This is a genomic window from Streptococcus mitis (genome assembly GCF_946188375.1).
GTDB lineage: Bacteria > Bacillota > Bacilli > Lactobacillales > Streptococcaceae > Streptococcus > Streptococcus mitis_CX.
In genome coordinates, this window is record NZ_CAMHUS010000001.1 from 38,003 (window position 1) to 64,478 (window position 26,476).

Here is a 26,476-nt window from a genome sequence, read left to right on the forward strand (position 1 = left end):
ACTCAAAAATGAACGATAAAGAAAGGAAAGGGCTGTTTTATGGACAAAAAAGAATTATTTGACGCGCTGGATGATTTTTCCCAACAGTTATTGGTAACCTTGGCCGATGTGGAAGCCATCAAGAAAAATCTCAAGAGCCTGGTAGAGGAAAATACAGCTCTTCGCTTGGAAAATAGTAAGTTGCGAGAACGCTTGGGTGAGGTGGAGGCAGACGCTCCTGTCAAGGCTAAGCATGTTCGTGAAAGTGTCCGTCGCATTTATAAAGATGGTTTTCACGTATGTAATGATTTTTATGGACAACGTCGAGAGCAGGACGAGGAATGTATGTTCTGTGACGAGTTGTTATACAGGGAGTAGGCATGCAGATTCAAAAAAGTTTTAAGGGGCAGTCTCCCTACGGCAAGCTGTACCTAGTGGCAACGCCAATTGGCAATCTAGATGATATGACCTTTCGTGCTATCCAGACCTTGAAAGAAGTAGACTGGATTGCTGCTGAGGACACGCGCAATACAGGTCTTTTGCTCAAGCATTTTGACATTTCCACCAAGCAGATCAGTTTTCACGAGCACAATGCCAAGGAAAAGATTCCTGATTTGATTGGTTTCCTGAAAGCAGGGCAAAGTATTGCTCAGGTATCCGACGCGGGTCTGCCTAGTATTTCAGACCCTGGTCATGATTTGGTTAAGGCAGCTATTGAGGAAGAAATTGCAGTTGTCACTGTTCCAGGTGCCTCTGCAGGAATTTCTGCCTTGATTGCCAGTGGTTTAGCGCCACAGCCACATATCTTTTACGGCTTTTTACCCAGAAAATCAGGCCAGCAAAAGCAATTTTTCGACTCGAAAAAAGACTATCCAGAAACCCAGATTTTCTATGAATCGCCCCATCGTGTAGCAGATACGTTGGAAAATATGCTAGAAGTCTATGGTGACCGCTCGGTGGTCTTGGTTAGAGAATTGACCAAAATCTATGAAGAATACCAAAGAGGAAAGATCTCTGAATTGCTGGAAAGAATAGCTGAAACGCCACTTAAGGGAGAATGCCTTCTCATCGTTGAAGGTACCAGTCAGGATGTGGAGGAAAAAGACGAGGAAGACTTATTCTTAGAAATCCAAGCTCGTATCCAGCAAGGCATGAAGAAAAATCAATCTATTAAGGAAGTCGCTAAGATTTACCAGTGGAATAAAAGTCAGCTCTACGCTGCCTACCACGACTGGGAAGAAAATCAAGAAAATGACTAAACAGGGAAGTTTTCCTTCTTCCCTTTTTTTGTTATACTAGTAGAAGAAAAAATTAGAAAGATTTGTGGGAGTGAAAAAGTCCTGTGGACTTTTTCAGCCTGAGCCAAGAAACTCGAGAGCGAAGTAAGTCCTATGGACTTTTTCAGCCTGAGCCAAGAAACTCGAAAGCGAAGTAAGTCCGATTGGCTTTTTCAATGTGAAATTTGTTTTCACACTCCCAAAGAGGTATTAGTGTCGTGTCTCAATCTTATATCAATGTTATCGGTGCTGGTTTGGCAGGTTCTGAAGCAGCCTACCAAATCGCAGAACGTGGTATTCCAGTTAAACTCTATGAAATGCGTGGTGTCAAGTCAACACCCCAGCACAAAACAGACAATTTTGCTGAGTTAGTTTGTTCTAATTCTCTTCGTGGAGATGCTCTGACAAATGCAGTTGGTCTTCTCAAGGAAGAAATGCGTCGCTTGGGTTCTGTTATTTTGGAATCTGCTGAGGCTACACGTGTTCCTGCTGGAGGAGCCCTTGCGGTGGACCGTGATGGTTTCTCCCAAATGGTGACTGAAAAAGTTGCCAACCATCCCTTGATTGAGGTGGTTCGTGATGAAATTACAGAATTACCGACTGATGTAATCACAGTTGTCGCTACTGGTCCCTTGACTAGTGATGCCCTGGCTGAAAAGATTCACACCCTTAATGATGGCGATGGTTTCTATTTCTACGATGCGGCAGCGCCTATTATCGACGTCAACACTATCGATATGAACAAGGTCTATCTCAAGTCTCGGTATGACAAGGGAGAAGCTGCCTACCTCAATGCTCCCATGACCAAGCAAGAATTTATGGATTTCCATGAAGCCTTGGTCAATGCGGAAGAAGCTCCGCTCAATTCTTTTGAAAAAGAAAAGTATTTTGAAGGCTGTATGCCTATCGAAGTCATGGCCAAACGAGGTATTAAAACCATGCTTTATGGTCCTATGAAACCAGTGGGTCTTGAGTATCCGGACAACTACACAGGACCTCGTGATGGAGAATTTAAGACTCCTTATGCGGTTGTGCAACTTCGTCAGGACAATGCGGCTGGTAGCCTCTACAATATCGTCGGTTTCCAAACCCACCTCAAATGGGGGGAACAAAAGCGTGTCTTCCAAATGATTCCAGGTCTTGAAAATGCGGAGTTTGTTCGTTATGGTGTTATGCACCGCAATTCTTATATGGATTCACCAAATCTTCTTGAGCAGACTTACCGTTCTAAGAAACAACCAAATCTCTTCTTTGCTGGTCAGATGACGGGTGTAGAAGGTTATGTTGAATCAGCGGCGTCAGGCTTAGTTGCGGGAATTAACGCGGCTCGTCTTTTCAAGGGAGAAAGCGAGGCTATTTTCCCAGAGACGACAGCGATTGGAAGCTTAGCTCATTACATCACCCATGCCGACAGCAAACATTTCCAACCAATGAATGTCAATTTTGGAATCATAAAGGAGTTGGAAGGCGAGCGTATTCGTGATAAGAAGGCCCGTTATGAAAAAATTGCAGAGCGTGCTCTTAGCGACTTAGAGGAATTTTTAACAGTCTAATTTTTTTCAAAGAATTGCTCATGATACTATAAAAATCTTAGAAATTGTGATAAAATAGGTAGGATAAAAAAAGGAGAGTGAAAATGGCGAATCCCAAGTATAAACGTATTTTAATCAAGTTATCAGGTGAAGCCCTTGCCGGTGAACGTGGCGTAGGGATTGATATCCAAACAGTTCAAACAATCGCAAAAGAGATTCAAGAAGTTCATAGCTTAGGTATCGAAATTGCCCTTGTTATTGGTGGAGGAAATCTCTGGCGTGGAGAACCTGCAGCAGAAGCAGGTATGGACCGCGTTCAGGCAGATTACACAGGAATGCTTGGGACTGTTATGAATGCTCTTGTGATGGCAGATTCATTGCAACAAGTTGGGGTTGATACACGTGTGCAAACAGCTATTGCTATGCAACAAGTGGCAGAGCCTTATGTCCGTGGACGTGCCCTTCGTCACCTTGAAAAAGGCCGTATCGTTATCTTTGGTGCCGGAATTGGTTCACCTTACTTCTCAACAGATACAACAGCGGCCCTTCGTGCAGCTGAAATCGAAGCGGATGCTATCCTTATGGCTAAAAATGGCGTAGATGGTGTTTACAATGCCGATCCTAAGAAGGACAAGACAGCTGTTAAATTTGAAGAATTGACTCACCGTGATGTTATCAATAAAGGTCTTCGTATCATGGACTCAACAGCTTCAACCCTCTCTATGGACAACGACATTGACTTGGTTGTCTTCAACATGAACCAACCAGGCAACATCAAACGTGTCGTATTTGGTGAAAATATCGGAACAACAGTTTCAAATAATATCTAAGAAAAGGAATAAGAAAGATTATGGCTAACGCAATTATTGAAAAAGCTAAAGAGAGAATGACCCAGTCTCACCAATCACTTGCTCGTGAATTTGGTGGTATCCGTGCTGGCCGTGCCAATGCAAGCTTGCTTGACCGTGTACATGTAGAATACTATGGAGTCGAAACTCCTCTTAACCAAATCGCTTCAATTACGATTCCAGAAGCGCGTGTTTTGTTGGTAACACCATTTGACAAGTCTTCATTGAAAGACATCGAACGTGCTTTGAACGCTTCTGATCTTGGAATCACACCAGCTAACGACGGTTCTGTGATTCGCTTGGTTATCCCTGCTCTTACAGAAGAAACTCGTCGTGACCTTGCTAAAGAAGTGAAGAAGGTCGGAGAAAATGCTAAAGTGGCTGTCCGCAATATCCGTCGCGATGCTATGGATGAAGCTAAGAAACAAGAAAAAGCAAAAGAAATCACTGAAGACGAATTGAAGACTCTTGAAAAAGACATTCAAAAAGTAACAGACGATGCTGTTAAACACATCGACGACATGACTGCTAACAAAGAGAAAGAACTTTTGGAAGTCTAAAAATAAACAGAAAAACTCAGTTGGCATTGCTGGCTGAGTTTTATTCGAAAGAAGGAAATATGAATACAAATCTTGCAAGTTTTATCGTTGGACTCATCATCGATGAAAACGACCGTTTTTACTTTGTGCAAAAGGATGGTCAAACCTATGCTCTTGCTAAGGAAGAAGGTCAACATACAGTAGGGGATACGGTCAAAGGTTTTGCCTACACGGATATGAAGCAAAAACTCCGCCTGACAACCATAGAAGTGACTGCCACTCAGGACCAATTTGGTTGGGGAACTGTAACGGAAGTTCGTAAAGACTTGGGTGTCTTTGTGGATACAGGCCTTCCTGACAAGGAAATCGTTGTGTCACTCGATATCCTCCCTGAGCTTAAGGAACTTTGGCCTAAGAAGGGCGACCAACTCTACATCCGTCTTGAAGTGGACAAGAAAGACCGTATCTGGGGACTCTTGGCTTATCAAGAAGATTTCCAACGTCTGGCTCGTCCTGCCTACAACAACATGCAGAATCAAAACTGGCCAGCCATTGTTTACCGTCTCAAGCTGTCAGGGACCTTTGTCTATCTGCCAGAAAATAACATGCTTGGTTTTATCCATCCTAGCGAGCGTTACGCAGAGCCACGTTTGGGACAAGTTCTAGATGCGCGTGTCATTGGTTTCCGTGAAGTGGACCGTACCTTGAACCTCTCCCTCAAACCACGTTCTTTTGAAATGTTGGAAAATGATGCTCAGATGATTTTGACTTACTTGGAAAGCAATGGCGGTTTCATGACCTTAAATGATAAGTCATCTCCAGACGACATCAAGGCAACCTTTGGCATTTCTAAAGGTCAGTTCAAGAAAGCTTTAGGTGGCTTAATGAAGGCTGGTAAAATCAAGCAAGACCAGTTTGGGACAGAGTTGATTTAGGGAGATTTATGAGAAAATCATTTTACACTTGGCTCATGACCGAGCGCAATCCTAAAAGTAATAGTCCTAAAGCTATCTTGGCAGACCTAGCTTTTGAAGAGTCTTCCTTCCCAAAACACACCGATGATTTTGATGAGGTGAGTCGCTTTTTGGAGGAGCATGCCAGTTTCTCTTTTAACCTAGGAGACTTTGACGCTATCTGGCAAGAATACTTAGAACACTAGCATGATTCACTGGGTTTGGGCTAGTAATTTCTCCGCCCCTTTGCTATAATAAAAAGAAATAAAAGGATTAGAGAGGTTCTTTATTTGAAGGAACATTCAATAGACATTCAACTGAGTCATCCAGATGACCTGTTTCATCTTTTTGGTTCCAATGAACGCCATCTTCGTTTGATGGAAGAAGAGCTTGATGTGGTGATTCATGCTCGTACTGAGATTGTACAGGTTTTGGGAGAAGAGACTGCCTGTGAGGAAGCCCGTCAAGTTATTCAAGCCTTGATGGTTTTGGTGAATCGTGGGATGACGGTTGGGACGCCAGATGTGGTGACTGCAATTAGCATGGTCAAAAACGATGAAATCGACAAGTTTGTTGCCCTTTACGAAGAAGAAATTATCAAAGATAATACAGGGAAACCTATCCGTGTCAAAACACTGGGTCAAAAACTTTATGTGGACAGTGTTAAACAGCACGATGTGACCTTTGGAATTGGGCCTGCAGGGACCGGGAAGACCTTTCTTGCAGTTACTTTGGCCGTAACTGCCCTCAAGCGTGGTCAGGTCAAGCGCATTATCTTGACTCGACCAGCAGTAGAAGCAGGTGAAAGTCTAGGTTTTCTTCCAGGAGACCTAAAAGAAAAGGTGGATCCTTATCTCCGTCCAGTTTATGATGCCTTATATCAGATTCTAGGGAAAGACCAAACGACTCGTCTCATGGAGCGTGAAATTATCGAAATTGCGCCCCTTGCCTACATGCGTGGACGAACCTTGGATGATGCTTTTGTTATTTTAGATGAGGCGCAAAATACGACTATCATGCAGATGAAGATGTTTTTGACTCGTTTAGGTTTTAATTCTAAGATGATTGTCAATGGAGATATCAGTCAGATTGATCTTCCACGTAACGTCAAGTCTGGTTTGATTGATGCTCAAGAAAAACTCAAGAACATCCATCAAATTGACTTTGTTCATTTTTCAGCCAAGGATGTGGTTCGCCATCCAGTTGTTGCTCAGATTATCCGAGCTTATGAACCAGCACCGGTCAAAATGGAAAAAAGTGAAGAAGAAACAGAATAGCAAAAAAGAGCAGTTCAGGTGGAATTGCTCTTTCTTTTATCTGATAATTAGATTGTTTATACTAGTTCGTCAATTGGACTATGTTTTTTATCGAGACCTTGGGCTACTGGAAGACTGGTTAAGTAACCTTGATAAGTGGTAACACCTTGGCGCAAGCCCTCATCTTCAGAAATTGCTTGTGCGAATCCTTTTTCTGTCAAAGCTTCGATATAAGGAATAGTGACATTTGTAAGGGCAATGGTAGAAGTACGGGCAACAGCACCAGGGATGTTAGCAACGGCGTAGTGAAGTACACCATGTTTTTCATAGACAGGTTCATCGTGCGTTGTCACACGGTCAGCTGTTTCGATAACACCACCTTGGTCAACGGCAACGTCCACAATGACAGAACCTGGACGCATTTGCTTGACCATCTTATCTGTCACCAATTTTGGTGCTTTGGCACCGGGGATGAGAACCGCCCCAATAACAACATCCGCATCTCTCACACTGGCTTCGATGTTAAATGAATTGGACATGAGGGTTTGAATTTGATGACCAAAAACTTCCTCGAATTCAGAGAGACGTTTAGCACTGATATCAAGGATGGTCACTTGGGCACCAAGTCCAAGTGCGATGCGGGCAGCATGAGTTCCTACGACACCACCACCGATGATAGTGACTTTTCCTTTTGGAACGCCTGGTACACCACCAAGTAGGACACCAGATCCACCAGCTTGTTTGGTCAAGAAGTGAGCTTCGATTTGAACTGCCATACGGCCTGCAACCTCACTCATAGGAATGAGGAGTGGTAACTGCCCCTGATCATCACGGACAGTCTCATAAGCGATACTTGTTGTTTTGGCTGCTAACATGGCTTCGGCTAATTCAGGAGCAGCAGCCATATGCAAGTAGGTGAAGAGAAGCAAGTCGTCACGTAAGTAACCATATTCAGAAGCTAATGGTTCTTTTACTTTCACGACCAACTCTGCAGCCCAGGCTTCACCAGCAGTAGCGACAATCTCAGCTCCTTGCTTTTGATAGTCATCATCAGTAAAGCCAGAACCGAGACCAGCATTTGTTTCGATAAGGACGCGATGACCACGACCGACTAAGCTGTGGACACCAGCAGGTGTGAGGGCGACACGGTTTTCATTATTCTTAATTTCTTTTGGAATTCCAATTAACATAGAGAAAAACTCCCTTTCTATTGACGGGTTGTAAATGATTTATCACAATTATCTATAAAATAAGGTGATGAATTTATTCTATATGAAACCGCTTTAAAAAGCAAGGAAAACTTGTTGTAACTTCTTTTTTATGCTAGACTGGTAGAAAATATTTTTAAATGGAGGAGAAGTATGGAATCAATCTTTTTAAAACTAGCTCAGTATCCCATAGTCGAGACTGAGCGTTTATTGCTTAGACCTGTAACCTTGGATGATGCGGAAGAAATGTTTGACTATGCCTCGGACATAGAAAATACGCGCTACACTTTTCCAACCAATCAAAGCTTGGAAGAAACTCAAAATAATATTGCTCAGTTCTACTTGGCCAATCCCTTGGGACGGTGGGGAATAGAACTAAAAAGCAATGGTCAGTTTATCGGTACCATTGATTTGCACAAGATTGATCCTGCTCTTAAGAAGGCGGCTATTGGCTACATTATCAATAAAAAGTATTGGAATCAAGGATTAACGACAGAAGCCAATCGTGCCGTAATTGAGCTAGCTTTTGAAAAGATAGGGATGAATAAGTTGATTGCTTTACACGATAAGGCTAATCCCGCATCAGGTAAGGTCATGGAGAAATCGGGTATGCGTTTTTCACACTTAGACCCATATGCTTGTATGGACCAGCATGAAGAAGGCCGAATCGTTACAAGGGTTCATTATGTCTTGACAAAGGAAGACTATTTTGCAAATAAATAAACAGTTGAGAAGAAATTTTCAACTGTTTTTTCTTCCTCTTACGAATAATCTAAGAGAGGAGAAAATATGGAAGCAATTATCGAGAAAATTAAAGAATATAAAATCATTGTTATCTGTACCGGTCTGGGCTTGCTTGTAGGAGGATTTTTCCTGCTAAAGCCAGCTCCACACACACCTGTCAAAGAAACGAATTTGCAGGCAGAAGTTACAGCTGTTTCCAAGGATTCATCGACCGAAAAGGATGTGAAGAAGGAAGAAAAGGAAGAACCGGTTGAACAAGATCTAATCACCGTAGATGTGAAAGGTGCTGTTAAATCGCCAGGGATTTATGATTTGCCGGTAGGTAGTCGAGTCAATGATGCTGTTCAGAAGGCTGGTGGCTTGACAGAACAAGCAGACAGCAAGTCGCTCAATCTAGCTCAGAAAGTTAGTGATGAGGCTCTGGTTTACGTTCCATCTAAGGGAGAAGAAGTAGCTAGTCAACAGGCAGGTTCTGGAGCGCCTTCTTCAACAAGCAAGGACAAGAAGGTCAATCTCAACAAGGCCAGTCTGGAAGAGCTCAAGCAGGTCAAGGGATTGGGTGGTAAACGTGCTCAGGATATTATCGACCATCGTGAATCAAATGGGAAATTCAAGTCGGTTGATGAACTCAAGAAGGTTTCTGGTATTGGTACTAAAACCATAGAAAAGTTAAAAGACTATGTTACAGTGGATTAAGACTTTCCCTATTCCCCTAATCTATCTGAGTTTTCTATTGCTCTGGCTTTACTACGCCATTTTCTCAGCATCCTATATCGCACTGTTAGGCTTTGTTTTTCAGCTGGTCTGTCTCTTTATCCAATTTCCGTGGAAATCTGCTGGAAAAGTTTTAGCAATTTGCGGAATCTTTGGATTTTGGTTTGTTTTTCAAAATTGGCAACAGAGCCAAGCGAGTCAAAACCTAGCGGATTTTGTTGAAAGGGTACGGATTTTGCCTGACACTATTAAGGTCAATGGAGATAGCCTATCTTTTCGTGGTAAGTCTGATGGACGCATTTTTCAGGTCTATTACAAGATTCAGTCCGAGAATGAAAAAGAAGCCTTTCAAGTCTTAACAGACCTTCATGAGATAGAACTTGAAGGAAAACTTTCGGAGCCAGAAGGGCAGAGAAATTTTGGAGGCTTTGACTACCAAGCCTATCTGAAGACTCAGGGAATTTACCAGACTATCAATATCAAAAAAATCCACTCACTTCAAAAGGTTGGCAGTTGGGATATAGGTGAAAATCTGTCCAGCTTACGTCGAAAGGCTGTAGTTTGGATTAAGACACACTTTCCAGACCCTATGCGTAACTACATGACGGGGCTATTGCTGGGACATTTGGATACGGACTTTGAGGAGATGAATGAGCTTTATTCTAGTCTAGGAATTATCCATCTTTTTGCCTTGTCGGGCATGCAGGTAGGTTTTTTCATGGATGGCTTTAAGAAACTTCTCTTACGATTGGGCTTGACCCAAGAAAAGTTGAAATGGCTAACTTATCCCTTTTCCCTCATTTATGCAGGTCTGACAGGATTTTCAGCATCAGTCATTCGCAGTCTCTTGCAGAAGCTACTGGCTCAACATGTGGTTAAGGGCTTGAATAATTTTGCCTTGACGGTGCTTGTCCTCTTTATCGTCATGCCCAACTTTTTCTTGACAGCAGGAGGAGTCTTGTCCTGCGCCTATGCTTTTATCTTGACTATGACCAGCAAAGAAGGGGAGGGGCTCAAGGCTGTTGCTAGAGAAAGTCTAGTCATTTCCTTGGGAATATTGCCCATTTTATCCTTCTATTTTGCAGAATTTCAACCATGGTCCATCCTTTTAACCTTTGTCTTTTCCTTTCTATTTGACTTGGTCTTTTTACCGCTCTTGTCCATCTTATTTGCCCTTTCCTTTCTCTATCCAGTCACTCAGCTGAATTTTATCTTTGAATGGTTGGAAAGCATTATTCGCTTGGTATCGCAGCTGGCAAGTAGGCCTTTGGTCTTTGGACAACCCAATGCATGGCTGTTGATGCTACTGCTAATTTCTTTGGCTTTGGTCTATGATTTGAGGAAAAATATCAAAAGAGCAGCTGGTTTCAGCTTACTTATTCTGGGTCTCTTTTTCTTGACTAAGCATCCACTGGAAAATGAAATTACCATGCTGGATGTGGGGCAAGGCGAAAGTATTTTCCTACGGGATATAACCGGGAAAACCATTCTCATAGATGTGGGCGGTAAGGCAGAGTCTAGCAAGAAAATTGAGGATTGGCAAGAAAAGGTGACGACCAGCAATGCCCAGCGAACCTTGATACCCTATCTCAAAAGTAGGGGAGTAGCCAAGATTGACCAGCTAATTTTGACAAATACGGACAAGGAGCATGTTGGAGATTTGTTGGAGGTGACCAAGGCTTTCCATGTAGGCGAAATTTTAGTGTCAAAAGGCAGTTTGAAACAGAAGGAATTTGTGGCAGAACTACAGGCGACTCAAACCAAGGTGCGTAGTGTGACAGTAGGAGAGAACTTGCCAATTTTTGGAAGTCAGTTAGAAGTTCTATCTCCAAGGAAAATGGGAGATGGAGGGCATGAAGATTGCCTGGTTCTGTATGGAAAACTTTTGGATAAGAACTTTCTTTTTACAGGAAATTTGGAGGAGAAAGGAGAGAGGGACTTGCTGAAGCACTATCCTGACCTAGAGGTGGATGTTTTGAAAGCTGGCCAACATGGTTCTAAAAATTCAACAACCCCAGTTTTCCTAGAAAAACTCAAACCAGAGATTACACTCATTTCAGTTGGAAAGAACAATCGAACGAAACTCCCCCATCAGGAAACCTTGACACGACTGGAAGGTGTCAATAGTAAAGTTTATCGAACTGACCAGCATGGAGCTATACGCTTTAAAGGATGGAATAGTTGGAAGATTGAAACGGTTGGTTAACGAGCACAAACTTTTCAAAAAAATAACTTTTTATCTTGACAAGGGCTCGAAAACTTGGTATCATATAAAAGTTGAGAAAAGCAGAAGTGAGAGCTTCTCGCCTTGTGACATCAAGTTGCCTGGCCCTACGGATGAAAAGTTTCTAAGAAACGCTATCATAACGTGCGGGCTTGTATATTTACGAGTCCGCTATTGTTTTTCTCTAATAAAACAAAAGAGGTGAAAACCATAGCAAAGCAAGACTTATTCATCAATGATGAGATTCGTGTACGTGAAGTTCGCTTGATTGGTCTTGAAGGAGAACAGCTAGGCATCAAGCCACTCAGCGAAGCGCAAGCTTTGGCTGATAACGCTAATGTTGACCTAGTATTGATTCAACCCCAAGCCAAACCGCCTGTTGCAAAAATTATGGATTACGGTAAGTTCAAATTTGAGTACCAGAAGAAGCAAAAAGAACAACGTAAAAAACAAAGTGTTGTTACTGTGAAAGAAGTTCGTCTAAGTCCAACTATTGACAAGGGTGACTTTGATACAAAACTTCGCAATGCACGCAAATTCCTTGAAAAAGGAAATAAAGTTAAGGTATCTATTCGCTTTAAGGGTCGTATGATTACCCATAAAGAGATTGGTGCAAAAGTTTTAGCCGAGTTTGCTGAAGCAACTCAAGATATTGCAATCATCGAACAACGTGCTAAAATGGATGGACGTCAAATGTTCATGCAATTGGCGCCAGCGACTGACAAAAAATAATTGTCAGAAAGTTAAATAAAGGAGAAAAAATCATGCCAAAACAAAAAACACACCGCGCATCAGCTAAACGTTTCAAACGTACAGGTTCTGGTGGACTTAAACGTTTCCGTGCTTACACTTCTCACCGTTTCCACGGAAAAACTAAGAAACAACGTCGTCATCTTCGTAAAGCATCTATGGTGCATTCAGGAGATTACAAACGTATCAAAGCAATGCTTACTCGCTTGAAATAATAGCTTGACTGTAAGTAAACAATTCTAGGAAATATTTGGAGGAAATAAAACATGGCACGTGTTAAAGGTGGCGTTGTATCACGCAAACGTCGTAAACGTATTCTTAAATTAGCAAAAGGTTACTATGGAGCTAAACACATCTTGTTCCGTACTGCAAAAGAACAAGTAATGAACTCTTACTACTATGCATACCGTGACCGTCGTCAGAAAAAACGTGACTTCCGCAAATTGTGGATCACTCGTATCAACGCGGCAGCTCGTATGAACGGACTTTCATACTCACAATTGATGCATGGTTTGAAATTGGCTGAGATCGAAGTTAACCGTAAAATGCTTGCTGACTTGGCTGTTAACGATGCAGCAGCTTTCACAGCTCTTGCAGATGCAGCTAAAGCAAAACTTGGTAAATAATAACAGATAAGACTGGAACAGGATTGTCCCAGTCTTTTTGAAAATAAAGGAGAAAAATATGGCTTCAAAAATGCTACACACTTGCTTGCGAGTAGAAAACCTTGAAAAATCAATTGCATTTTATCAAGATGCTTTTGGATTTAAAGAATTGCGTCGCAGAGATTTTCCAGACCATGCCTTCACGATTGTCTATCTAGGTCTTGAGGGTGATGACTATGAGTTGGAGTTGACTTATAACTACGATCATGGTCCTTATGTGGTTGGAGATGGATTTGCCCATATCGCCCTCAGTACACCCGATCTTGAAGCTCTTCATCAAGAGCACAGTGCAAAAGGCTATGAAGTGACTGAGCCAAATGGTCTACCAGGAACTGCACCTAACTATTACTTTGTCAAAGACCCTGATGGCTACAAGGTCGAAGTCATTCGTGAAAAATAATTTCTTGAAGTCAAGTAGAATGTTCGTTTTTTACTTGACTTTTTTTAGCTGAAAGAGTATAATAGTAAAAATTTAACCTTTAAGGGGAGTCCAGAGAGACTCACAAGGTGTCAGATAAAAGAATAGTACAATTTTCTAGAGGAGACTTTTTAAGTGTGCTCTCTTGTGTTGTACGATTTTAACTGAGGCCTTGCACTAGCAAGGTCTTTTCTTTATCTGGTCCCCTTAAAATTTAAGGAGGAAAAGTAATGAATCCCACATGTAAGAAACGTATGGGTGCGATTCGATTGGAAACCATGAAGGTGGTTGCACAGGAGGAAATTGCGCCTGCAATCTTTGAATTAGTCCTAGAGGGGGAAATGGTTGAAGCCATGCGAGCAGGTCAATTTCTACATCTGCGCGTGCCTGATGATGCCCATCTCTTGCGTCGTCCTATTTCAATTTCGTCTATTGATAAGGTTAACAAGCAGTGTCATCTCATTTATCGGATTGAGGGAACTGGGACTGCTATTTTTTCAACCTTAAGTCAGGGAGATACTCTTGATGTGATGGGTCCTCAGGGAAATGGTTTTGACTTGTCTGACCTAGACGAGCAGAACCAGGTTCTCTTAGTTGGAGGGGGGATTGGTGTACCTCCATTGCTTGAGGTGGCCAAGGAATTGCATGCGCGTGGTGTGAAAGTAGTGACTGTCCTCGGTTTTGCGACTAAGGATGCTGTTATTTTAGAGACGGAATTGGCTCAATATGGGCAGGTCTTTGTAACGACAGATGATGGTTCTTATGGAATCAAGGGGAATGTTTCTGTTGTCATCAATGATTTAGATAGTCCGTTTGATGCTGTTTACTCATGTGGGGCACCTGGAATGATGAAGTATATCAATCAAAACTTTTATGACCATCCAAGAGCCTATCTATCTTTGGAATCTCGTATGGCTTGTGGGATGGGGGCTTGCTATGCCTGTGTCCTAAAAGTACCAGAAAGTGAGACGGTCAGCCAACGCGTCTGTGAAGATGGCCCTGTTTTCCGCACAGGAACAGTTGTATTATAAGGAGAAAATTATGACTACAAATCGTTTACAAGTTTCTCTACCTGGTTTGGATTTGAAAAATCCGATTATTCCAGCATCAGGCTGTTTTGGTTTTGGTCAAGAGTATGCCAAGTACTATGATTTAGACCTTTTGGGTTCTATTATGATCAAGGCGACAACTCTTGAACCCCGTTTTGGCAATCCAACTCCAAGGGTGGCAGAAACACCCGCTGGTATGCTTAATGCAATCGGTTTGCAAAATCCTGGTTTGGAAGTTGTTTTGGCTGAAAAGCTACCTTGGTTGGAAAGAGAATATCCAAATCTTCCTATTATTGCCAATGTAGCTGGTTTTTCAAAACAAGAGTATGCGGCTGTTTCTCATGGTATTTCCAAGGCAACTAATGTGAAGGCTATTGAGCTCAATATTTCTTGTCCCAACGTAGATCACTGTAATCATGGACTCTTGATTGGTCAAGATCCAGATTTAGCTTATGATGTGGTGAAAGCAGCTGTGGAAGCCTCTGATGTGCCAGTTTATGTCAAATTAACCCCTAGTGTGACCGATATCGTTACTGTCGCAAAGGCAGCAGAGGATGCAGGAGCAAGTGGCTTGACTATGATTAATACTCTGGTTGGAATGCGTTTTGACCTCAAAACCAGAAAACCAATCTTGGCCAATGGAACAGGTGGAATGTCTGGTCCAGCAGTCTTTCCAGTAGCCCTCAAACTTATCCGCCAAGTCGCCCAAACAACAGACCTGCCTATCATTGGAATGGGAGGAGTGGATTCGGCTGAAGCTGCCCTAGAAATGTATCTGGCTGGAGCATCTGCTATAGGAGTTGGAACAGCCAACTTTACCAATCCATATGCCTGTCCTGATATCATCGAAAATCTGCCAAAAGCCATGGACAAATACGGCATTAGCAGTCTGGAAGATCTACGCAAGGAAGTAAAAGAGTCTCTGAGGTAAACTGCAATCAATCTGTTCTTGATTTTTTATCAGTTTGTAATGTTGATTATAGAGAATTTTGATACAATAAAATAGAAAGAACAGAGGAAGAAAGTTTATGAAGAAATTGAGATTTGTTTTTTTAGCTCTGCTATTTTTCTTAGCCAGACCAGAGAGTGCAATGGCTAGTGATGGTACTTGGCAAGGAAAACAATACCTGAAAGCAGATGGGAGTCAAGCAGCTAATGAGTGGGTTTTTGATGCTCACTATCAATCTTGGTTTTATATAAAAGAAGATGCCAACTATGCTGAAAATGAATGGCTAAAGCAAGGTGATGACTATTTTTACCTCAAATCTGGTGGCTATATGGCCAAGTCAGAATGGATAGAAGACAAGGGAGTCCTCTATTATCTTGACCAAGATGGAAAGATGAAAAGAAATGCTTGGCTAGGAGCTTCCTATGTCGGTGCTACAGGTGCCAAGGTAATAGAAGACTGGGTCTATGATTCTCAATATGATGCTTGGTTTTATATCAAAGCAGATGGCCAACACGCAGAGAAAGAATGGCTCCAAATCAAAGGTAAGGACTATTATTTCAAATCTGGTGGTTATTTACTGACAAGTCAGTGGATTGAACAGGCTTATGTGAGTGCTAGTGGCGCTAAAGTACAGCAAGGTTGGCTTTTTGACAAACAATACCAATCTTGGTTTTATATCAAAGAAAATGGAAATCATGCTGATAAAGAATGGATTTTCGAAAATGGTCACTATTATTATCTAAAATCCGGTGGCTATATGGCAGCCAATGAATGGATTTGGGATAAGGAGTCATGGTTTTACCTTAAATCTGATGGCAAAATGGCTGATAAAGAATGGGTATACGATTCTAAAAATCAAGCCTGGTACTACTTCAAATCCGGTGGCTACATGGCAAAAAATGAGACTATTGATGGTCATCAGCTAGGAAGCGATGGAAAGTGGAATAAGGAGTCGAAGACTAGCTCTGATTATTATCAGGTCCTTCCAGTTACTGCAAATATCTATAATGCAGATGGTGAAAAGCTGTCCTATATATCGCAAGGTAGTGTTGTTTGGCTAGATAAGGATAGAAAAAGTGATGACAAGCGCCTGGCTATTACTATTTCTGGTTTGTCAGGCTATATGAAAACAGAAGATTTACAAGCACTAGATGCTAGTAAGGACTTTATCCCTTATTATGAGAGTGATGGACACCGTCTTTATCACTATGTGGCTCAGAATGCTAGTATCCCAGTAGCTGCTCATCTTTCTGATATGGAAGTAGGCAAGAAATATTATTCGGCAGATGGGCTGCATTTTGATGGTTTTAACCTTGAAAATCCCTTCCTTTTTAAAGAATTGACAGAGGCTACAAACTATAGTGCTGAAGACTTGGATAAGGTATTTAGTTTGCTAAATATTAATAATAGTCTCTTAGAAAATAAGGGAGCTACTTTTAAGGAAGCCGAAGAACATTATCATATCAATGCCCTTTACCTCCTTGCCCATAGTGCTTTAGAAAGTGATTGGGGACGAAGTAAGATTGCCAAAGATAAGAATAATTTCTTTGGAATTACAGCCTATGATACGACCCCTTACCTTTCTGCCAAGACATTTGATGATGTGGATAAGGGAATTTTAGGTGCAAGCAAGTGGATTAAGGAAAATTATATCGATAGGGGCAGAACTTTCCTTGGAAACAAGGCATCTGGTATGAATGTGGAATATGCCTCAGATCCTTATTGGGGTGAAAAAATTGCTAGTGTGATGATGAAAATCAATGAGAAGCTAGGTGGCAAAGATTAGTCCTATAATTGGATATGATTTGAGTGAATAGTAAGTTAAAAATCCTGATTTCAAGTAAAATCAGGATTTTTTCATAGATGCGATTTTTTCTGGATCTGGTGTGACACGGAGGGTCTTTTGTCCTGTGTAAGTGACAAAGCCTGGTTTGCCACCAGTTGGTTTGTTGAGTTTCTTGACTTCAATCATATCCACCTGGACCAGATTCGACAGGCGACCTTGAGAGAAGTAGGCTGCAAGTTCTGCTGCGTCTGTTTTGACTTCATCGGATGGGTCAAGATTTCCTGAGATGACAACGTGGCTTCCAGGAATGTCCTTAGCATGGAACCAAAGTTCTTCCTTGCGTGCCATTTTAAAGGTTAGCTCCTCGTTTTGTAGGTTGTTTCGGCCGACATAGATGATGGTTTTGCCATCGCTTGCTAGATATTGTTCTGGTTTTTTGCGTTTCTGGATTTTCTCCCGTTGTCTTCTGCGGATAAAACCTGTTTGAATCAATTCTTCACGGATTTCAGCGATTTCTTCCAGTCCAGCTTGGTTGAGGACGGTTTCTACACTTTCCAGATAGAGAATGGTTGCCTTAGTTTCCTCAATCAGCTCAGTCAAGTATTTGACAGCTTCTTTGAGTTTCTGATACCGTTTAAAATAGCGTTGGGCATTCTGGTTGGGAGTCAAGGCCTTATCAAGCGCAATTGTGATAGGTTGATTAGTATAGTAGTTGTCTAGGATAACCTGATCTTGGTCATTAGGAACTTGATGGAGGAAGGTTGTCAGTAATTCCCCCTTTTGACGAAATTCTTCAGCGTTGTCTGTCGCCAGTAACTCTTTTTCTTGTTTTTTAAGCTTATGACGATTTTTTTGAAGTTCATTTTCAACACGACGAATGAGTTCACTGGCTTGCTGTTTGACGCGGTCCCGTTCAGCCTTGTCCTTATAGTAGGTGTCCAGCAAGTCAGAAAGGCTAGTAAAAGGCTCTCCTACTTGATTTGTAGAAGGAACTGGACTGAAGGAAGTCTCTGTCAAGCAAGGCTTGGTTTCTTGATTGAAAAAGTTACGGAAAGTGGAAAGTTTATCACTAACTAGAATGTTTTCCAATTCATTTGCCGTGTCGCGTCCCAGACCTTGAAAGAGACTTTGAAGATGTTTAGCTGTCGTCCCCTGTGTTTGCAGGATTTCAAAGAGTTTCTCGTCCTTGACAGTAAAAGGATTGAGAGATTCCGTACTTGGCGGAGCGATATAGGTTGACCCAGGTAGCAAAGTGCGGTAGCTATTTTGTGAAAAACCGACGTGTTTGATAACTTCGAGGATTTTATGACTGCTTTTATCGACCAGTAGAATATTACTGTGTTTGCCCATGATTTCGATAATCAAGGTAGCCTGGATATGGTCTCCGATCTCGTTTTTATTGGAAACCGTGATTTCCACAATACGGTCATTTTCCACTTGCTCAATCGACTCAATCAGGGCCCCCTGCAAATACTTTCTCAAAACCATGATAAAGGTAGAAGGTTGAGCTGGATTTTCAAAAGTCGTTTGGGTCAGCTGAATGCGTCCAAAAACTGGATGGGCAGAAAGGAGCAGGCGATGGCTTTGGCGATTGCTACGGATTTGCAAGACCAACTCTTGTTCAAAAGGCTGATTGATTTTCTGGATGCGACCGTTCACTAACTCTCTTCGCAATTCCTCAACCATGTGGTGTAAAAAAAATCCGTCAAATGACATCGTTCTCTCCTTGTGATTGTATTCCATAGTATTATATCAAAAAGGTAGAATAAAATCATGGAAATGTGGTATAATAAAGCCAAGTAAAGAGAAACGAGAAGCACATGTATATTGAAATGGTAGATGAAACTGGTCAAGTTTCAAAAGAAATGTTGCAACAAACCCAAGAAATTTTGGAATTTGCAGCCCAAAAATTGGGAAAAGAAGACAAGGAGATGGCAGTCACCTTTGTGACCAACGAGCGTAGTCATGAACTCAATCTGGAGTACCGTGACACAGACCGTCCGACAGATGTCATCAGCCTTGAGTACAAGCCAGAGTTGGAAATTGCCTTTGACGAAGAGGATTTACTTGAAAATCCAGAATTAGCAGAGATGATGTCTGAGTTTGATGCCTATATTGGGGAATTGTTCATCTCTATTGATAAGGCTCATGAGCAGGCTGAGGAATATGGCCATAGCTTTGAGCGTGAGATGGGCTTCTTGGCAGTGCACGGCTTTTTACATATCAACGGCTATGATCACTACACTCCGGAAGAAGAAGCGGAGATGTTCGGTTTACAAGAAGAAATTTTGACAGCCTATGGACTCACAAGACAATAAACGAAAATGGAAAAATCGTGACCTGATATCCAGTTTAGAATTTGCCATCACAGGAATTTTTACTGCTATCAAGGAAGAACGCAATATGCGAAAACATGCAGTGACGGCTCTTGTAGTCATTCTTGCAGGTTTTGTTTTTCAGGTGTCACGAATCGAATGGCTCTTTCTCCTATTGAGCATTTTCTTGGTAGTAGCGTTTGAGATTATCAACTCTGCTATTGAAAATGTGGTGGATTTGGCCAGTCACTATCACTTTTCCATGCTGGCTAAAAATGCCAAGGATATGGCGGCTGGCGCGGTATTAGTGGTTTCTCTTTTTGCAGCCTTAACAGGCGCATTGATTTTTCTCCCACGAATCTGGGATTTATTATTTTAAACAGTAAGAGGAAATTATGACTTTTAAATCAGGCTTTGTAGCCATTTTAGGACGTCCCAATGTTGGGAAGTCAACTTTTTTAAATCACGTTATGGGGCAAAAGATTGCCATCATGAGTGACAAGGCGCAAACAACGCGCAACAAAATCATGGGAATTTACACGACTGATAAGGAACAAATCGTCTTTATCGACACACCAGGGATTCACAAACCTAAAACAGCTCTCGGAGATTTCATGGTCGAATCTGCCTATAGCACCCTTCGTGAAGTGGATACCGTTCTTTTCATGGTGCCTGCTGATGAGGCGCGTGGTAAGGGCGATGATATGATTATCGAACGTCTCAAGGCTGCCAAGGTTCCTGTCATTCTGGTGGTGAACAAGATTGATAAGGTTCACCCAGACCAGCTTTTATCTCAGATTGATGATTTCCGTAATCAGATGGACTTCAAGGAAATTGTACCAATCTCAGCTCTTCAAGGGAATAACGTCTCTCGTCTAGTGGATATTTTGAGTGAAAATCTGGACGAAGGTTTCCAATATTTCCCGTCTGATCAAATCACAGACCATCCAGAACGATTCTTGGTTTCAGAAATGGTTCGCGAGAAAGTCTTGCACCTAACTCGTGAAGAGATTCCGCATTCTGTTGCAGTAGTTGTGGATTCTATGAAACGAGATGAAGAGACAGACAAGGTTCACATCCGTGCAACCATCATGGTCGAGCGCGATAGCCAAAAAGGGATTATCATCGGTAAAGGTGGCGCTATGCTTAAGAAAATCGGTAGCATGGCCCGTCGTGATATCGAACTTATGCTAGGAGACAAGGTCTTCCTAGAAACATGGGTCAAGGTCAAGAAAAACTGGCGCGATAAAAAGCTAGATTTGGCTGACTTTGGCTATAATGAAAAAGAATACTAAGTAGAGGTGGGCTCATGCCTGCTTCTTGTTTTTACAGAAGGAGGACTTATGCCTGAATTACCTGAGGTTGAAACCGTTCGACGTGGCTTGGAAAAATTGATTCTGGGAAAGAAGATTTCGAGTGTAGAAATTCGCTATCCCAAGATGATTAAGACAGATTTGGACGAATTTCAAAAGGAGATGCCTGGTCAGATTGTTGAGTCAATGGGACGTCGTGGCAAGTATCTGCTTTTCTACCTGACAGATAAGGTCTTGATTTCCCATCTGCGGATGGAGGGCAAGTATTTTTACTATCTGGACCAGGTTCCTGAACGCAAGCATGCCCATGTTTTGATTCATTTTGAGGACGGTGAAACGCTTGTTTATGAGGATGTTCGCAAGTTTGGTACTATGGAACTCTTGGCGCCTGACCTTTTAGATGCCTACTTTATTTCTAAAAAATTAGGGCCTGAACCAAGCGAACAAGACTTTGATTTACAGGTCTTTCAAGCTGCCCTTGCTAAGTCCAAAAAGCCTATCAAATCCCATCTCCTAGACCAGACCTTGGTAGCTGGACTTGGCAATATCTATGTGGATGAGGTTCTCTGGAGAGCTCAGGTTCATCCGGCTAGACATTCCCAGACTTTGACAGCCGCAGAAGCGACAGCTATTCATGACCAGACCATTGCTGTATTGGGACAGGCTGTTGAAAAAGGTGGTTCCACCATTCGGACCTATACCAATGCCTTTGGGGAAGATGGAACCATGCAGGATTTTCATCAAGTCTATGACAAGGCTGGTCAAGAATGTTCACGTTGTGGCACCATCATTGAGAAAATCCAATTAGGCGGACGTGGAACTCACTTTTGTCCTCAGTGCCAAAGGAGGATCTGATGGGAAAAATCATCGGAATCACTGGGGGAATTGCCTCTGGTAAGTCAACCGTGACAAATTTTCTAAGAAAGCAAGGTTTTCAAGTAGTGGATGCCGACGCAGTCGTCCACCAACTACAGAAACCTGGTGGTCGTCTGTTTGAAGCTCTAGTCCAGCACTTTGGGCAAGAAATAATCCTTGCAAACGGAGAACTCAATCGCCCTCTCCTAGCTAGTCTCATCTTTTCAAATCCTGAAGAACAGGAATGGTCTAAGCGAATCCAAGGAGAGATTATCCGTGAGGAACTAGCTACGTTGAGAGATCAGTTTGCTCAGACAGAAGAGATTTTCTTCATGGATATTCCCCTACTTTTTGAGCAGGCCTACAGCGCTTGGTTTGATGAGACTTGGTTGGTCTATGTGGACCGAGATGTCCAAGTAGAACGTCTAATGAAAAGGGACCACTTGTCCAAAGATGAAGCTGAGTTTCGTCTGGCAGCCCAGTGGCCTTTAGAGAAAAAGAAAGATTTGGCCAGCCAAATTCTTGATAATAATGGGAATCAGGTCCAGCTTCTTACTCAGGTGTTCTCCCTGCTTGAGGGAGGTAGAGAAGATGACAGAGATTAACTGGAAGGATAATCTGCGCATTGCCTGGTTTGGTAATTTTCTGACAGGAGCCAGTATTTCTTTGGTTGTGCCTTTTATGCCCATCTTTGTGGAAAATCTAGGTGTAGGGAGTGAGCAAGTCGCTTTTTATGCAGGTTTAGCTATTTCTGTCTCTGCCATTTCTGCGGCTCTATTTTCTCCTATCTGGGGCATCCTTGCTGACAAATACGGTCGAAAACCCATGATGATTCGTGCTGGTCTGGCCATGACTATCACTATGGGAGGCTTAGCCTTTGTGCCAAATATCTATTGGTTAATCTTTCTTCGTTTATTAAACGGGATATTTGCAGGATTTGTTCCTAATGCAACGGCCTTGATAGCCAGTCAGGTTCCTAAGGAGAAATCAGGCTCTGCCTTAGGTACTTTGTCTACAGGCGTAGTTGCAGGTACTCTAACTGGTCCCTTTATCGGGGGATTTATTGCAGAATTATTTGGCATTCGTACTGTTTTCTTACTGGTTGGTAGTTTTCTATTCTTAGCTGCTGTTTTGACTATTTGTTTTATCAAGGAAGATTTTCAACCAGTAACCAAGGAAAAGGCTATCCCAACAAAGGAATTATTTACATCAGTTAAATATCCCTATCTCTTGGTCAACCTCTTTCTGACCAGTTTTGTCATCCAATTTTCAGCCCAATCAATCGGCCCTATCTTAGCTCTTTATGTACGCGACTTAGGCCAGACAGAGAATCTTCTTTTTGTCTCTGGTTTGATTGTGTCCAGTATGGGCTTTTCCAGTATGATGAGTGCAGGAGTTATGGGAAAGCTAGGTGACAAGGTGGGCAACCATCGCCTCTTGGTTGTCGCCCAGTTTTATTCAGTCATCATCTATCTCCTCTGTGCCAATGCCTCTAGCCCCCTTCAACTAGGACTTTATCGTTTCCTCTTTGGACTGGGAACCGGTGCCTTGATTCCCGGGGTTAATGCCCTACTCAGCAAAATGACTCCCAAAGCCGGCATTTCGAGGGTCTTTGCCTTCAATCAGGTATTCTTTTATCTGGGAGGTGTCGTTGGTCCCATGGCAGGTTCTGCAGTAGCAGGTCAATTTGGCTACCATGCAGTATTTTATGCGACAAGCCTTTGTGTTGCCTTTAGTTGTCTCTTTAACCTTCTTCAATTTCGAACATTATTAAAAGTAAAGGAAATCTAGTGCGAGTAAAAATTAATCTCAAATGCTCCTCTTGTGGCAGTATCAATTACCTAACCAGTAAAAACTCAAAAACCCATCCAGACAAGATTGAGGTTTTAAAGTATTGTCCCAAGGAAAGAAAAGTAACCCTACATCTTGAATCTAAGTAGATTTTATGGTAAAATAATAGGGATTTTAAGGAGTTTGATATGTATAACCTATTATTAACCATTTTATTAGTATTATCTGTTGTGATTGTGATTGCGATTTTCATGCAACCAACCAAAAACCAATCCAGCAATGTATTTGATGCCAGCTCAGGTGATTTGTTTGAACGCAGTAAAGCACGCGGTTTTGAAGCTGTAATGCAGCGTTTGACAGGGATTTTAGTCTTTTTCTGGCTAGCCATTGCCTTAGCATTGACGGTATTATCAAGTAGATAAGAAAATAATGGGCAGGACTAGGTCTTTGCCTCTTTTTATTTTTAAAGGATGTTTGAGAAGGTTTTACAGTAAAAGAAAATTAAAAAATCTAGAAAGAAAATATGAAAGATAGAATAAAAGAATATTTGAAAGATAAGGGAAAGGTAACGGTCAATGACTTGGCTCAGGCTTTGGGAAAAGACGGTTCCAAGGATTTTCGTGAGTTGATTAAAACCTTGTCCCTAATGGAAAGAAAGCACCAGATACGCTTTGAGGAAGATGGCAGTCTGGCTTTGGAAGCCAAGAAAAAACATGAGATTACTCTCAAGGGGATTTTTCATGCCCATAAAAATGGCTTTGGTTTTGTCAGTCTGGAAGGGGAAGAGGACGACCTTTTTGTAGGAAAAAATGATGTCAATTATGCTATTGATGGCGATACCGTTGAGGTCGTCATCAAGAAAGTCGCTGATCGCAACAAGGGAACAGCAGCGGAAGCCAAGATTATCGATATCCTAGAACACAGTTTGACAACCGTTGTTGGACAAATCGTTCTAGATCAGGAAAAGCCTAAGTATGCCGGCTACATCCGTTCTAAAAACCAGAAAATTAGCCAGCTGATTTATGTTAAGAAACCTGCCCTTAAACTAGAAGGAACAGAAGTTCTTAAGGTCTTTATCGACAAATACCCAAGCAAGAAACATGATTTCTTTGTCGCTAGTGTCCTCGATGTGGTGGGGCATTCAACGGATGTCGGAATTGATGTCCTTGAGGTTTTGGAGTCTATGGACATTGTCTCAGAATTTCCAGAAGTTGTTGTCAAGGAAGCAGAAAGTGTGCCGGATGCTCCGTCTCAAAAGGATATGGAAGGTCGTCTGGATCTAAGAGATGAGATTACCTTTACCATTGACGGTGCTGATGCCAAGGACTTGGACGATGCGGTGCATATCAAGGCCTTGAAAAATGGGAATCTGGAGCTTGGAGTTCACATTGCAGACGTTTCCTACTATGTGACAGAAGGTTCTGCCCTTGACAAGGAAGCTCTTAACCGCGCGACTTCAGTCTATGTAACAGACCGAGTGGTTCCAATGCTTCCAGAACGACTGTCTAATGGAATTTGCTCTCTCAATCCTCAAGTTGACCGTCTGACCCAGTCTGCCATTATGGAGATTGATAAACATGGTCGTGTAGTCAATTACACCATTACACAAACGGTTATCAAGACAAGCTTCCGTATGACCTATAGTGATGTCAATGATATCCTAGCAGGTGACGAGGAAAAGAGACAAGAGTATCAGAAAATTGTTCCTAGTATAGAACTTATGGCCAAGCTCCATGAAATTTTAGAAAACATGCGTGTGAAACGTGGAGCTCTCAATTTCGATACCAATGAAGCCAAGATTTTGGTTGATATACAAGGTAAGCCTGTTGATATTGTTCTTCGTCAGCGTGGTATTGCCGAGCGCATGATTGAATCCTTCATGTTGATGGCCAATGAAACAGTTGCCGAGCATTTTAGCAAGTTGGATTTGCCTTTCATCTATCGAATTCACGAGGAGCCTAAGGCTGAAAAGGTTCAGAAGTTTATTGATTATGCTTCAAGTTTTGGCTTGCGGATTTATGGGACTGCCAGTGAGATTAGCCAGGAGGCGCTTCAAGACATCATGCGTACTGTTGAGGGAGAGCCTTATGCGGATGTATTGTCTATGATGCTTCTCCGTTCCATGCAGCAGGCTCGCTATTCAGAGCACAATCACGGCCACTATGGACTTGCTGCCGACTATTACACTCACTTCACCAGCCCGATTCGCCGTTATCCAGACCTTCTAGTTCACCGTATGATTCGGGATTACGGCCGTTCTAAGGAAATAGCCGAGCATTTTGAGCAAGTGATTCCAGAGATTGCGACCCAGTCTTCCAACCGCGAGCGTCGTGCCATTGAGGCTGAGCGTGAAGTCGAAGCCATGAAAAAGGCTGAGTATATGGAAGAATACGTGGGTGAAGAGTACGATGCAGTTGTGTCTAGTATCGTTAAATTCGGTCTCTTTGTTGAATTACCAAATACAGTCGAAGGCTTGATTCACATCACAAATCTACCTGAATTTTATCATTTTAATGAACGTGATTTGACCCTTCGTGGAGAAAAATCAGGAACAACCTTCCGTGTAGGTCAGCAGATTCGCATTCGGGTTGAAAGAGCTGACAAGATGACGGGGGAGATTGATTTCTCTTACATTCCAAGTGAATTTGATGTGATTGAAAAAGGCTTGAAACAGTCTAGTCGTAGTGACAGAGGGCGTGGTTCAAGTCGTCATTCAGATAAGAAGGAAGACAAGAGAAAATCAGGACGCTCAAATGATAAGCGCAAGCATTCACAAAAAGACAAGAAGAAAAAAGGGAAGAAACCTTTTTACAAGGAAGTAGCTAAGAAAGGAGCCAAGCATGGCAAAGGGCGAGGGAAAGGTCGTCGCACAAAATAAAAAGGCGCGCCACGACTATACAATCGTAGATACGCTAGAGGCAGGAATGGTCCTGACTGGAACTGAAATCAAGAGCGTTCGAGCTGCTCGAATCAATCTCAAGGATGGCTTTGCCCAAGTAAAAAATGGGGAAGTCTGGTTGAGCAATGTTCATATCGCTCCTTACGAAGAGGGTAATATCTGGAATCAGGAACCAGAACGTCGCCGCAAACTCCTGCTCCATAAGAAACAAATCCAAAAATTAGAACAAGAGACTAAAGGAACAGGAATGACCCTGGTTCCCCTTAAGGTCTATATCAAAGATGGTTACGCTAAACTCCTTTTAGGTTTAGCTAAAGGGAAGCATGACTATGATAAACGGGAGTCTATCAAACGACGTGAGCAAAACCGCGACATCGCGCGTGTTATGAAAGCTGTTAATCAGCGATAAAAA

30 protein-coding genes and 1 other annotated feature are annotated in these 26,476 nt (G+C 42.2%); of the genes, 28 read left to right on the forward strand and 2 right to left on the reverse strand.

Annotated features, from left to right (window positions below; translation table 11 throughout):
• Positions 1–39 precede the first annotated feature (39 nt).
• The 8 genes from yabA (at position 40) to N8M16_RS00235 (ending at position 6,405) form a co-directional block, all read left to right on the forward strand.
• The gene (gene yabA, locus N8M16_RS00200; protein WP_000358227.1) at positions 40–357 is read left to right on the forward strand and encodes a DNA replication initiation control protein YabA; all 318 of its coding nucleotides are present in this window, start codon (positions 40–42) and stop codon (positions 355–357) included.
• A 2-nt stretch (positions 358–359) separates the two neighbouring features.
• Positions 360–1,238, forward strand: coding sequence for a 16S rRNA (cytidine(1402)-2'-O)-methyltransferase (gene rsmI / locus N8M16_RS00205; protein WP_261069416.1), 879 nt, complete (start codon positions 360–362; stop codon positions 1,236–1,238).
• Between the two features lie 236 nt (positions 1,239–1,474).
• Positions 1,475–2,809, forward strand: a complete 1,335-nt coding sequence (gene trmFO, locus N8M16_RS00210; protein WP_261069417.1) for a methylenetetrahydrofolate--tRNA-(uracil(54)-C(5))-methyltransferase (FADH(2)-oxidizing) TrmFO — start codon at positions 1,475–1,477, stop codon at positions 2,807–2,809.
• Positions 2,810–2,892: 83 nt separating this feature from the next.
• On the forward strand, positions 2,893–3,618 hold the full coding sequence (gene pyrH / locus N8M16_RS00215; RefSeq protein ID WP_000002995.1) for a UMP kinase: 726 nt from the start codon (positions 2,893–2,895) through the stop codon (positions 3,616–3,618).
• A gap of 20 nt (positions 3,619–3,638) precedes the next feature.
• On the forward strand, positions 3,639–4,196 hold the full coding sequence (gene frr, locus N8M16_RS00220; protein ID WP_001262225.1) for a ribosome recycling factor: 558 nt from the start codon (positions 3,639–3,641) through the stop codon (positions 4,194–4,196).
• A 59-nt stretch (positions 4,197–4,255) separates the two neighbouring features.
• On the forward strand, positions 4,256–5,110 hold the full coding sequence (cvfB, locus tag N8M16_RS00225; protein WP_001095435.1) for an RNA-binding virulence regulatory protein CvfB: 855 nt from the start codon (positions 4,256–4,258) through the stop codon (positions 5,108–5,110).
• A gap of 8 nt (positions 5,111–5,118) precedes the next feature.
• Positions 5,119–5,334, forward strand: coding sequence for a YozE family protein (locus N8M16_RS00230; protein ID WP_001232089.1), 216 nt, complete (start codon positions 5,119–5,121; stop codon positions 5,332–5,334).
• Positions 5,335–5,418: 84 nt separating this feature from the next.
• Entirely contained in the window at positions 5,419–6,405 is a 987-nt protein-coding gene (locus N8M16_RS00235) for a PhoH family protein (RefSeq protein ID WP_261014202.1), read from the forward strand.
• Positions 6,406–6,461: 56 nt separating this feature from the next.
• Here the strand turns inward: N8M16_RS00235 and ald are convergent, their stop codons facing one another.
• Positions 6,462–7,574, reverse strand: a complete 1,113-nt coding sequence (ald, locus tag N8M16_RS00240) for an alanine dehydrogenase (RefSeq protein ID WP_261069418.1) — start codon at positions 7,572–7,574, stop codon at positions 6,462–6,464.
• 171 nt (positions 7,575–7,745) lie between these two features.
• Here ald and N8M16_RS00245 point away from each other — a divergent pair, with 171 nt between their 5' ends.
• The 10 genes from N8M16_RS00245 (at position 7,746) to N8M16_RS00290 (ending at position 16,891) form a co-directional block, all read left to right on the forward strand.
• Positions 7,746–8,315 carry a GNAT family N-acetyltransferase gene (locus tag N8M16_RS00245; protein ID WP_049543510.1) on the forward strand — a complete coding sequence of 190 codons (570 nt, stop codon included), beginning with the start codon at positions 7,746–7,748 and terminating at the stop codon, positions 8,313–8,315.
• Positions 8,316–8,381: 66 nt separating this feature from the next.
• On the forward strand, positions 8,382–9,032 hold the full coding sequence (locus N8M16_RS00250) for a helix-hairpin-helix domain-containing protein (RefSeq protein WP_261069419.1): 651 nt from the start codon (positions 8,382–8,384) through the stop codon (positions 9,030–9,032).
• Positions 9,016–11,256 carry a DNA internalization-related competence protein ComEC/Rec2 gene (locus N8M16_RS00255; protein WP_261069420.1) on the forward strand — a complete coding sequence of 747 codons (2,241 nt, stop codon included), beginning with the start codon at positions 9,016–9,018 and terminating at the stop codon, positions 11,254–11,256. The genes N8M16_RS00250 and N8M16_RS00255 overlap by 17 nt, the downstream gene beginning before the upstream one ends.
• Positions 11,257–11,328: 72 nt before the next feature.
• Positions 11,329–11,460, forward strand: a sequence feature (ribosomal protein L20 leader region).
• A gap of 15 nt (positions 11,461–11,475) precedes the next feature.
• Complete coding sequence (gene infC, locus N8M16_RS00260; RefSeq protein ID WP_000848180.1) at positions 11,476–12,006, forward strand: translation initiation factor IF-3; 531 nt, start codon at positions 11,476–11,478, stop codon at positions 12,004–12,006.
• Positions 12,007–12,038: 32 nt separating this feature from the next.
• Positions 12,039–12,239, forward strand: a complete 201-nt coding sequence (gene rpmI, locus N8M16_RS00265) for a 50S ribosomal protein L35 (protein WP_001125943.1) — start codon at positions 12,039–12,041, stop codon at positions 12,237–12,239.
• Between the two features lie 51 nt (positions 12,240–12,290).
• Positions 12,291–12,650 (forward strand): 50S ribosomal protein L20, encoded by a 360-nt coding sequence (gene rplT, locus N8M16_RS00270; RefSeq protein ID WP_000124834.1) that lies wholly within the window; start codon positions 12,291–12,293, stop codon positions 12,648–12,650.
• 58 nt (positions 12,651–12,708) lie between these two features.
• The gene (gloA, locus tag N8M16_RS00275; protein ID WP_000157153.1) at positions 12,709–13,089 is read left to right on the forward strand and encodes a lactoylglutathione lyase; all 381 of its coding nucleotides are present in this window, start codon (positions 12,709–12,711) and stop codon (positions 13,087–13,089) included.
• A gap of 248 nt (positions 13,090–13,337) precedes the next feature.
• Positions 13,338–14,138: a dihydroorotate dehydrogenase electron transfer subunit gene (locus tag N8M16_RS00280; RefSeq protein WP_261069421.1), complete on the forward strand. Its 801-nt coding sequence runs from the start codon at positions 13,338–13,340 to the stop codon at positions 14,136–14,138.
• Positions 14,101–15,087, forward strand: coding sequence for a dihydroorotate dehydrogenase (locus tag N8M16_RS00285; protein WP_261018299.1), 987 nt, complete (start codon positions 14,101–14,103; stop codon positions 15,085–15,087). The genes N8M16_RS00280 and N8M16_RS00285 overlap by 38 nt, the downstream gene beginning before the upstream one ends.
• A 97-nt stretch (positions 15,088–15,184) precedes the next feature.
• Positions 15,185–16,891: a glucosaminidase domain-containing protein gene (locus N8M16_RS00290; protein WP_203180632.1), complete on the forward strand. Its 1,707-nt coding sequence runs from the start codon at positions 15,185–15,187 to the stop codon at positions 16,889–16,891.
• A gap of 60 nt (positions 16,892–16,951) precedes the next feature.
• On the opposite strand, the gene pavA is transcribed toward N8M16_RS00290, so the two are convergent.
• Positions 16,952–18,607, reverse strand: coding sequence for an Rqc2 family fibronectin-binding protein PavA (gene pavA / locus N8M16_RS00295; protein ID WP_261069422.1), 1,656 nt, complete (start codon positions 18,605–18,607; stop codon positions 16,952–16,954).
• Between the two features lie 104 nt (positions 18,608–18,711).
• On the opposite strand from pavA, the gene ybeY reads away from it, so the two are divergent.
• The 10 genes from ybeY to smpB all read left to right on the forward strand — a co-directional run bounded on the left by ybeY (position 18,712) and on the right by smpB (position 26,473).
• Positions 18,712–19,209 carry an rRNA maturation RNase YbeY gene (gene ybeY / locus N8M16_RS00300; protein WP_000275156.1) on the forward strand — a complete coding sequence of 166 codons (498 nt, stop codon included), beginning with the start codon at positions 18,712–18,714 and terminating at the stop codon, positions 19,207–19,209.
• Positions 19,190–19,585 (forward strand): diacylglycerol kinase family protein, encoded by a 396-nt coding sequence (locus N8M16_RS00305; protein WP_000378157.1) that lies wholly within the window; start codon positions 19,190–19,192, stop codon positions 19,583–19,585. The genes ybeY and N8M16_RS00305 overlap by 20 nt, the downstream gene beginning before the upstream one ends.
• Before the next feature lie 16 nt (positions 19,586–19,601).
• Complete coding sequence (gene era, locus N8M16_RS00310; protein WP_000143264.1) at positions 19,602–20,501, forward strand: GTPase Era; 900 nt, start codon at positions 19,602–19,604, stop codon at positions 20,499–20,501.
• Between the two features lie 48 nt (positions 20,502–20,549).
• A complete protein-coding gene (gene mutM, locus N8M16_RS00315; protein WP_261069423.1) occupies positions 20,550–21,374 on the forward strand; it encodes a DNA-formamidopyrimidine glycosylase in 825 nt (274 codons plus the stop codon).
• Entirely contained in the window at positions 21,374–21,979 is a 606-nt protein-coding gene (gene coaE / locus N8M16_RS00320; protein ID WP_261069424.1) for a dephospho-CoA kinase, read from the forward strand. The genes mutM and coaE overlap by 1 nt, the downstream gene beginning before the upstream one ends.
• The gene (locus N8M16_RS00325) at positions 21,966–23,165 is read left to right on the forward strand and encodes a multidrug efflux MFS transporter PmrA (RefSeq protein ID WP_261069425.1); all 1,200 of its coding nucleotides are present in this window, start codon (positions 21,966–21,968) and stop codon (positions 23,163–23,165) included. The genes coaE and N8M16_RS00325 overlap by 14 nt, the downstream gene beginning before the upstream one ends.
• Positions 23,165–23,314, forward strand: a complete 150-nt coding sequence (rpmG, locus tag N8M16_RS00330; RefSeq protein WP_001809104.1) for a 50S ribosomal protein L33 — start codon at positions 23,165–23,167, stop codon at positions 23,312–23,314. Before N8M16_RS00325 ends, rpmG begins: the two co-directional genes overlap by 1 nt.
• Positions 23,315–23,353: 39 nt before the next feature.
• A complete protein-coding gene (secG, locus tag N8M16_RS00335; RefSeq protein WP_000282517.1) occupies positions 23,354–23,587 on the forward strand; it encodes a preprotein translocase subunit SecG in 234 nt (77 codons plus the stop codon).
• A 101-nt stretch (positions 23,588–23,688) separates the two neighbouring features.
• Positions 23,689–26,043 (forward strand): ribonuclease R, encoded by a 2,355-nt coding sequence (gene rnr / locus N8M16_RS00340; protein ID WP_261069426.1) that lies wholly within the window; start codon positions 23,689–23,691, stop codon positions 26,041–26,043.
• Complete coding sequence (smpB, locus tag N8M16_RS00345) at positions 26,006–26,473, forward strand: SsrA-binding protein SmpB (protein WP_001051750.1); 468 nt, start codon at positions 26,006–26,008, stop codon at positions 26,471–26,473. The genes rnr and smpB overlap by 38 nt, the downstream gene beginning before the upstream one ends.
• Positions 26,474–26,476: the final 3 nt, after the last annotated feature.

Coding starts and splice junctions, on each gene's coding strand:
- N8M16_RS00305 (WP_000378157.1), top strand. CDS start 19,190: ATGGACTCACAAGACAATAAACGAAAATGGAAAAATCGTGACCTGATA.
- ald (WP_261069418.1), bottom strand. CDS start 7,574: ATGTTAATTGGAATTCCAAAAGAAATTAAGAATAATGAAAACCGTGTC.
- N8M16_RS00255 (WP_261069420.1), top strand. CDS start 9,016: ATGTTACAGTGGATTAAGACTTTCCCTATTCCCCTAATCTATCTGAGT.
- yabA (WP_000358227.1), top strand. CDS start 40: ATGGACAAAAAAGAATTATTTGACGCGCTGGATGATTTTTCCCAACAG.
- rpmI (WP_001125943.1), top strand. CDS start 12,039: ATGCCAAAACAAAAAACACACCGCGCATCAGCTAAACGTTTCAAACGT.
- N8M16_RS00325 (WP_261069425.1), top strand. CDS start 21,966: ATGACAGAGATTAACTGGAAGGATAATCTGCGCATTGCCTGGTTTGGT.
- smpB (WP_001051750.1), top strand. CDS start 26,006: ATGGCAAAGGGCGAGGGAAAGGTCGTCGCACAAAATAAAAAGGCGCGC.
- cvfB (WP_001095435.1), top strand. CDS start 4,256: ATGAATACAAATCTTGCAAGTTTTATCGTTGGACTCATCATCGATGAA.
- N8M16_RS00250 (WP_261069419.1), top strand. CDS start 8,382: ATGGAAGCAATTATCGAGAAAATTAAAGAATATAAAATCATTGTTATC.
- ybeY (WP_000275156.1), top strand. CDS start 18,712: ATGTATATTGAAATGGTAGATGAAACTGGTCAAGTTTCAAAAGAAATG.
- N8M16_RS00285 (WP_261018299.1), top strand. CDS start 14,101: ATGGCCCTGTTTTCCGCACAGGAACAGTTGTATTATAAGGAGAAAATT.
- rplT (WP_000124834.1), top strand. CDS start 12,291: ATGGCACGTGTTAAAGGTGGCGTTGTATCACGCAAACGTCGTAAACGT.
- N8M16_RS00280 (WP_261069421.1), top strand. CDS start 13,338: ATGAATCCCACATGTAAGAAACGTATGGGTGCGATTCGATTGGAAACC.
- N8M16_RS00245 (WP_049543510.1), top strand. CDS start 7,746: ATGGAATCAATCTTTTTAAAACTAGCTCAGTATCCCATAGTCGAGACT.
- frr (WP_001262225.1), top strand. CDS start 3,639: ATGGCTAACGCAATTATTGAAAAAGCTAAAGAGAGAATGACCCAGTCT.
- secG (WP_000282517.1), top strand. CDS start 23,354: ATGTATAACCTATTATTAACCATTTTATTAGTATTATCTGTTGTGATT.
- pyrH (WP_000002995.1), top strand. CDS start 2,893: ATGGCGAATCCCAAGTATAAACGTATTTTAATCAAGTTATCAGGTGAA.
- N8M16_RS00290 (WP_203180632.1), top strand. CDS start 15,185: ATGAAGAAATTGAGATTTGTTTTTTTAGCTCTGCTATTTTTCTTAGCC.
- coaE (WP_261069424.1), top strand. CDS start 21,374: ATGGGAAAAATCATCGGAATCACTGGGGGAATTGCCTCTGGTAAGTCA.
- rsmI (WP_261069416.1), top strand. CDS start 360: ATGCAGATTCAAAAAAGTTTTAAGGGGCAGTCTCCCTACGGCAAGCTG.
- N8M16_RS00230 (WP_001232089.1), top strand. CDS start 5,119: ATGAGAAAATCATTTTACACTTGGCTCATGACCGAGCGCAATCCTAAA.
- mutM (WP_261069423.1), top strand. CDS start 20,550: ATGCCTGAATTACCTGAGGTTGAAACCGTTCGACGTGGCTTGGAAAAA.
- rnr (WP_261069426.1), top strand. CDS start 23,689: ATGAAAGATAGAATAAAAGAATATTTGAAAGATAAGGGAAAGGTAACG.
- gloA (WP_000157153.1), top strand. CDS start 12,709: ATGGCTTCAAAAATGCTACACACTTGCTTGCGAGTAGAAAACCTTGAA.
- era (WP_000143264.1), top strand. CDS start 19,602: ATGACTTTTAAATCAGGCTTTGTAGCCATTTTAGGACGTCCCAATGTT.
- pavA (WP_261069422.1), bottom strand. CDS start 18,607: ATGTCATTTGACGGATTTTTTTTACACCACATGGTTGAGGAATTGCGA.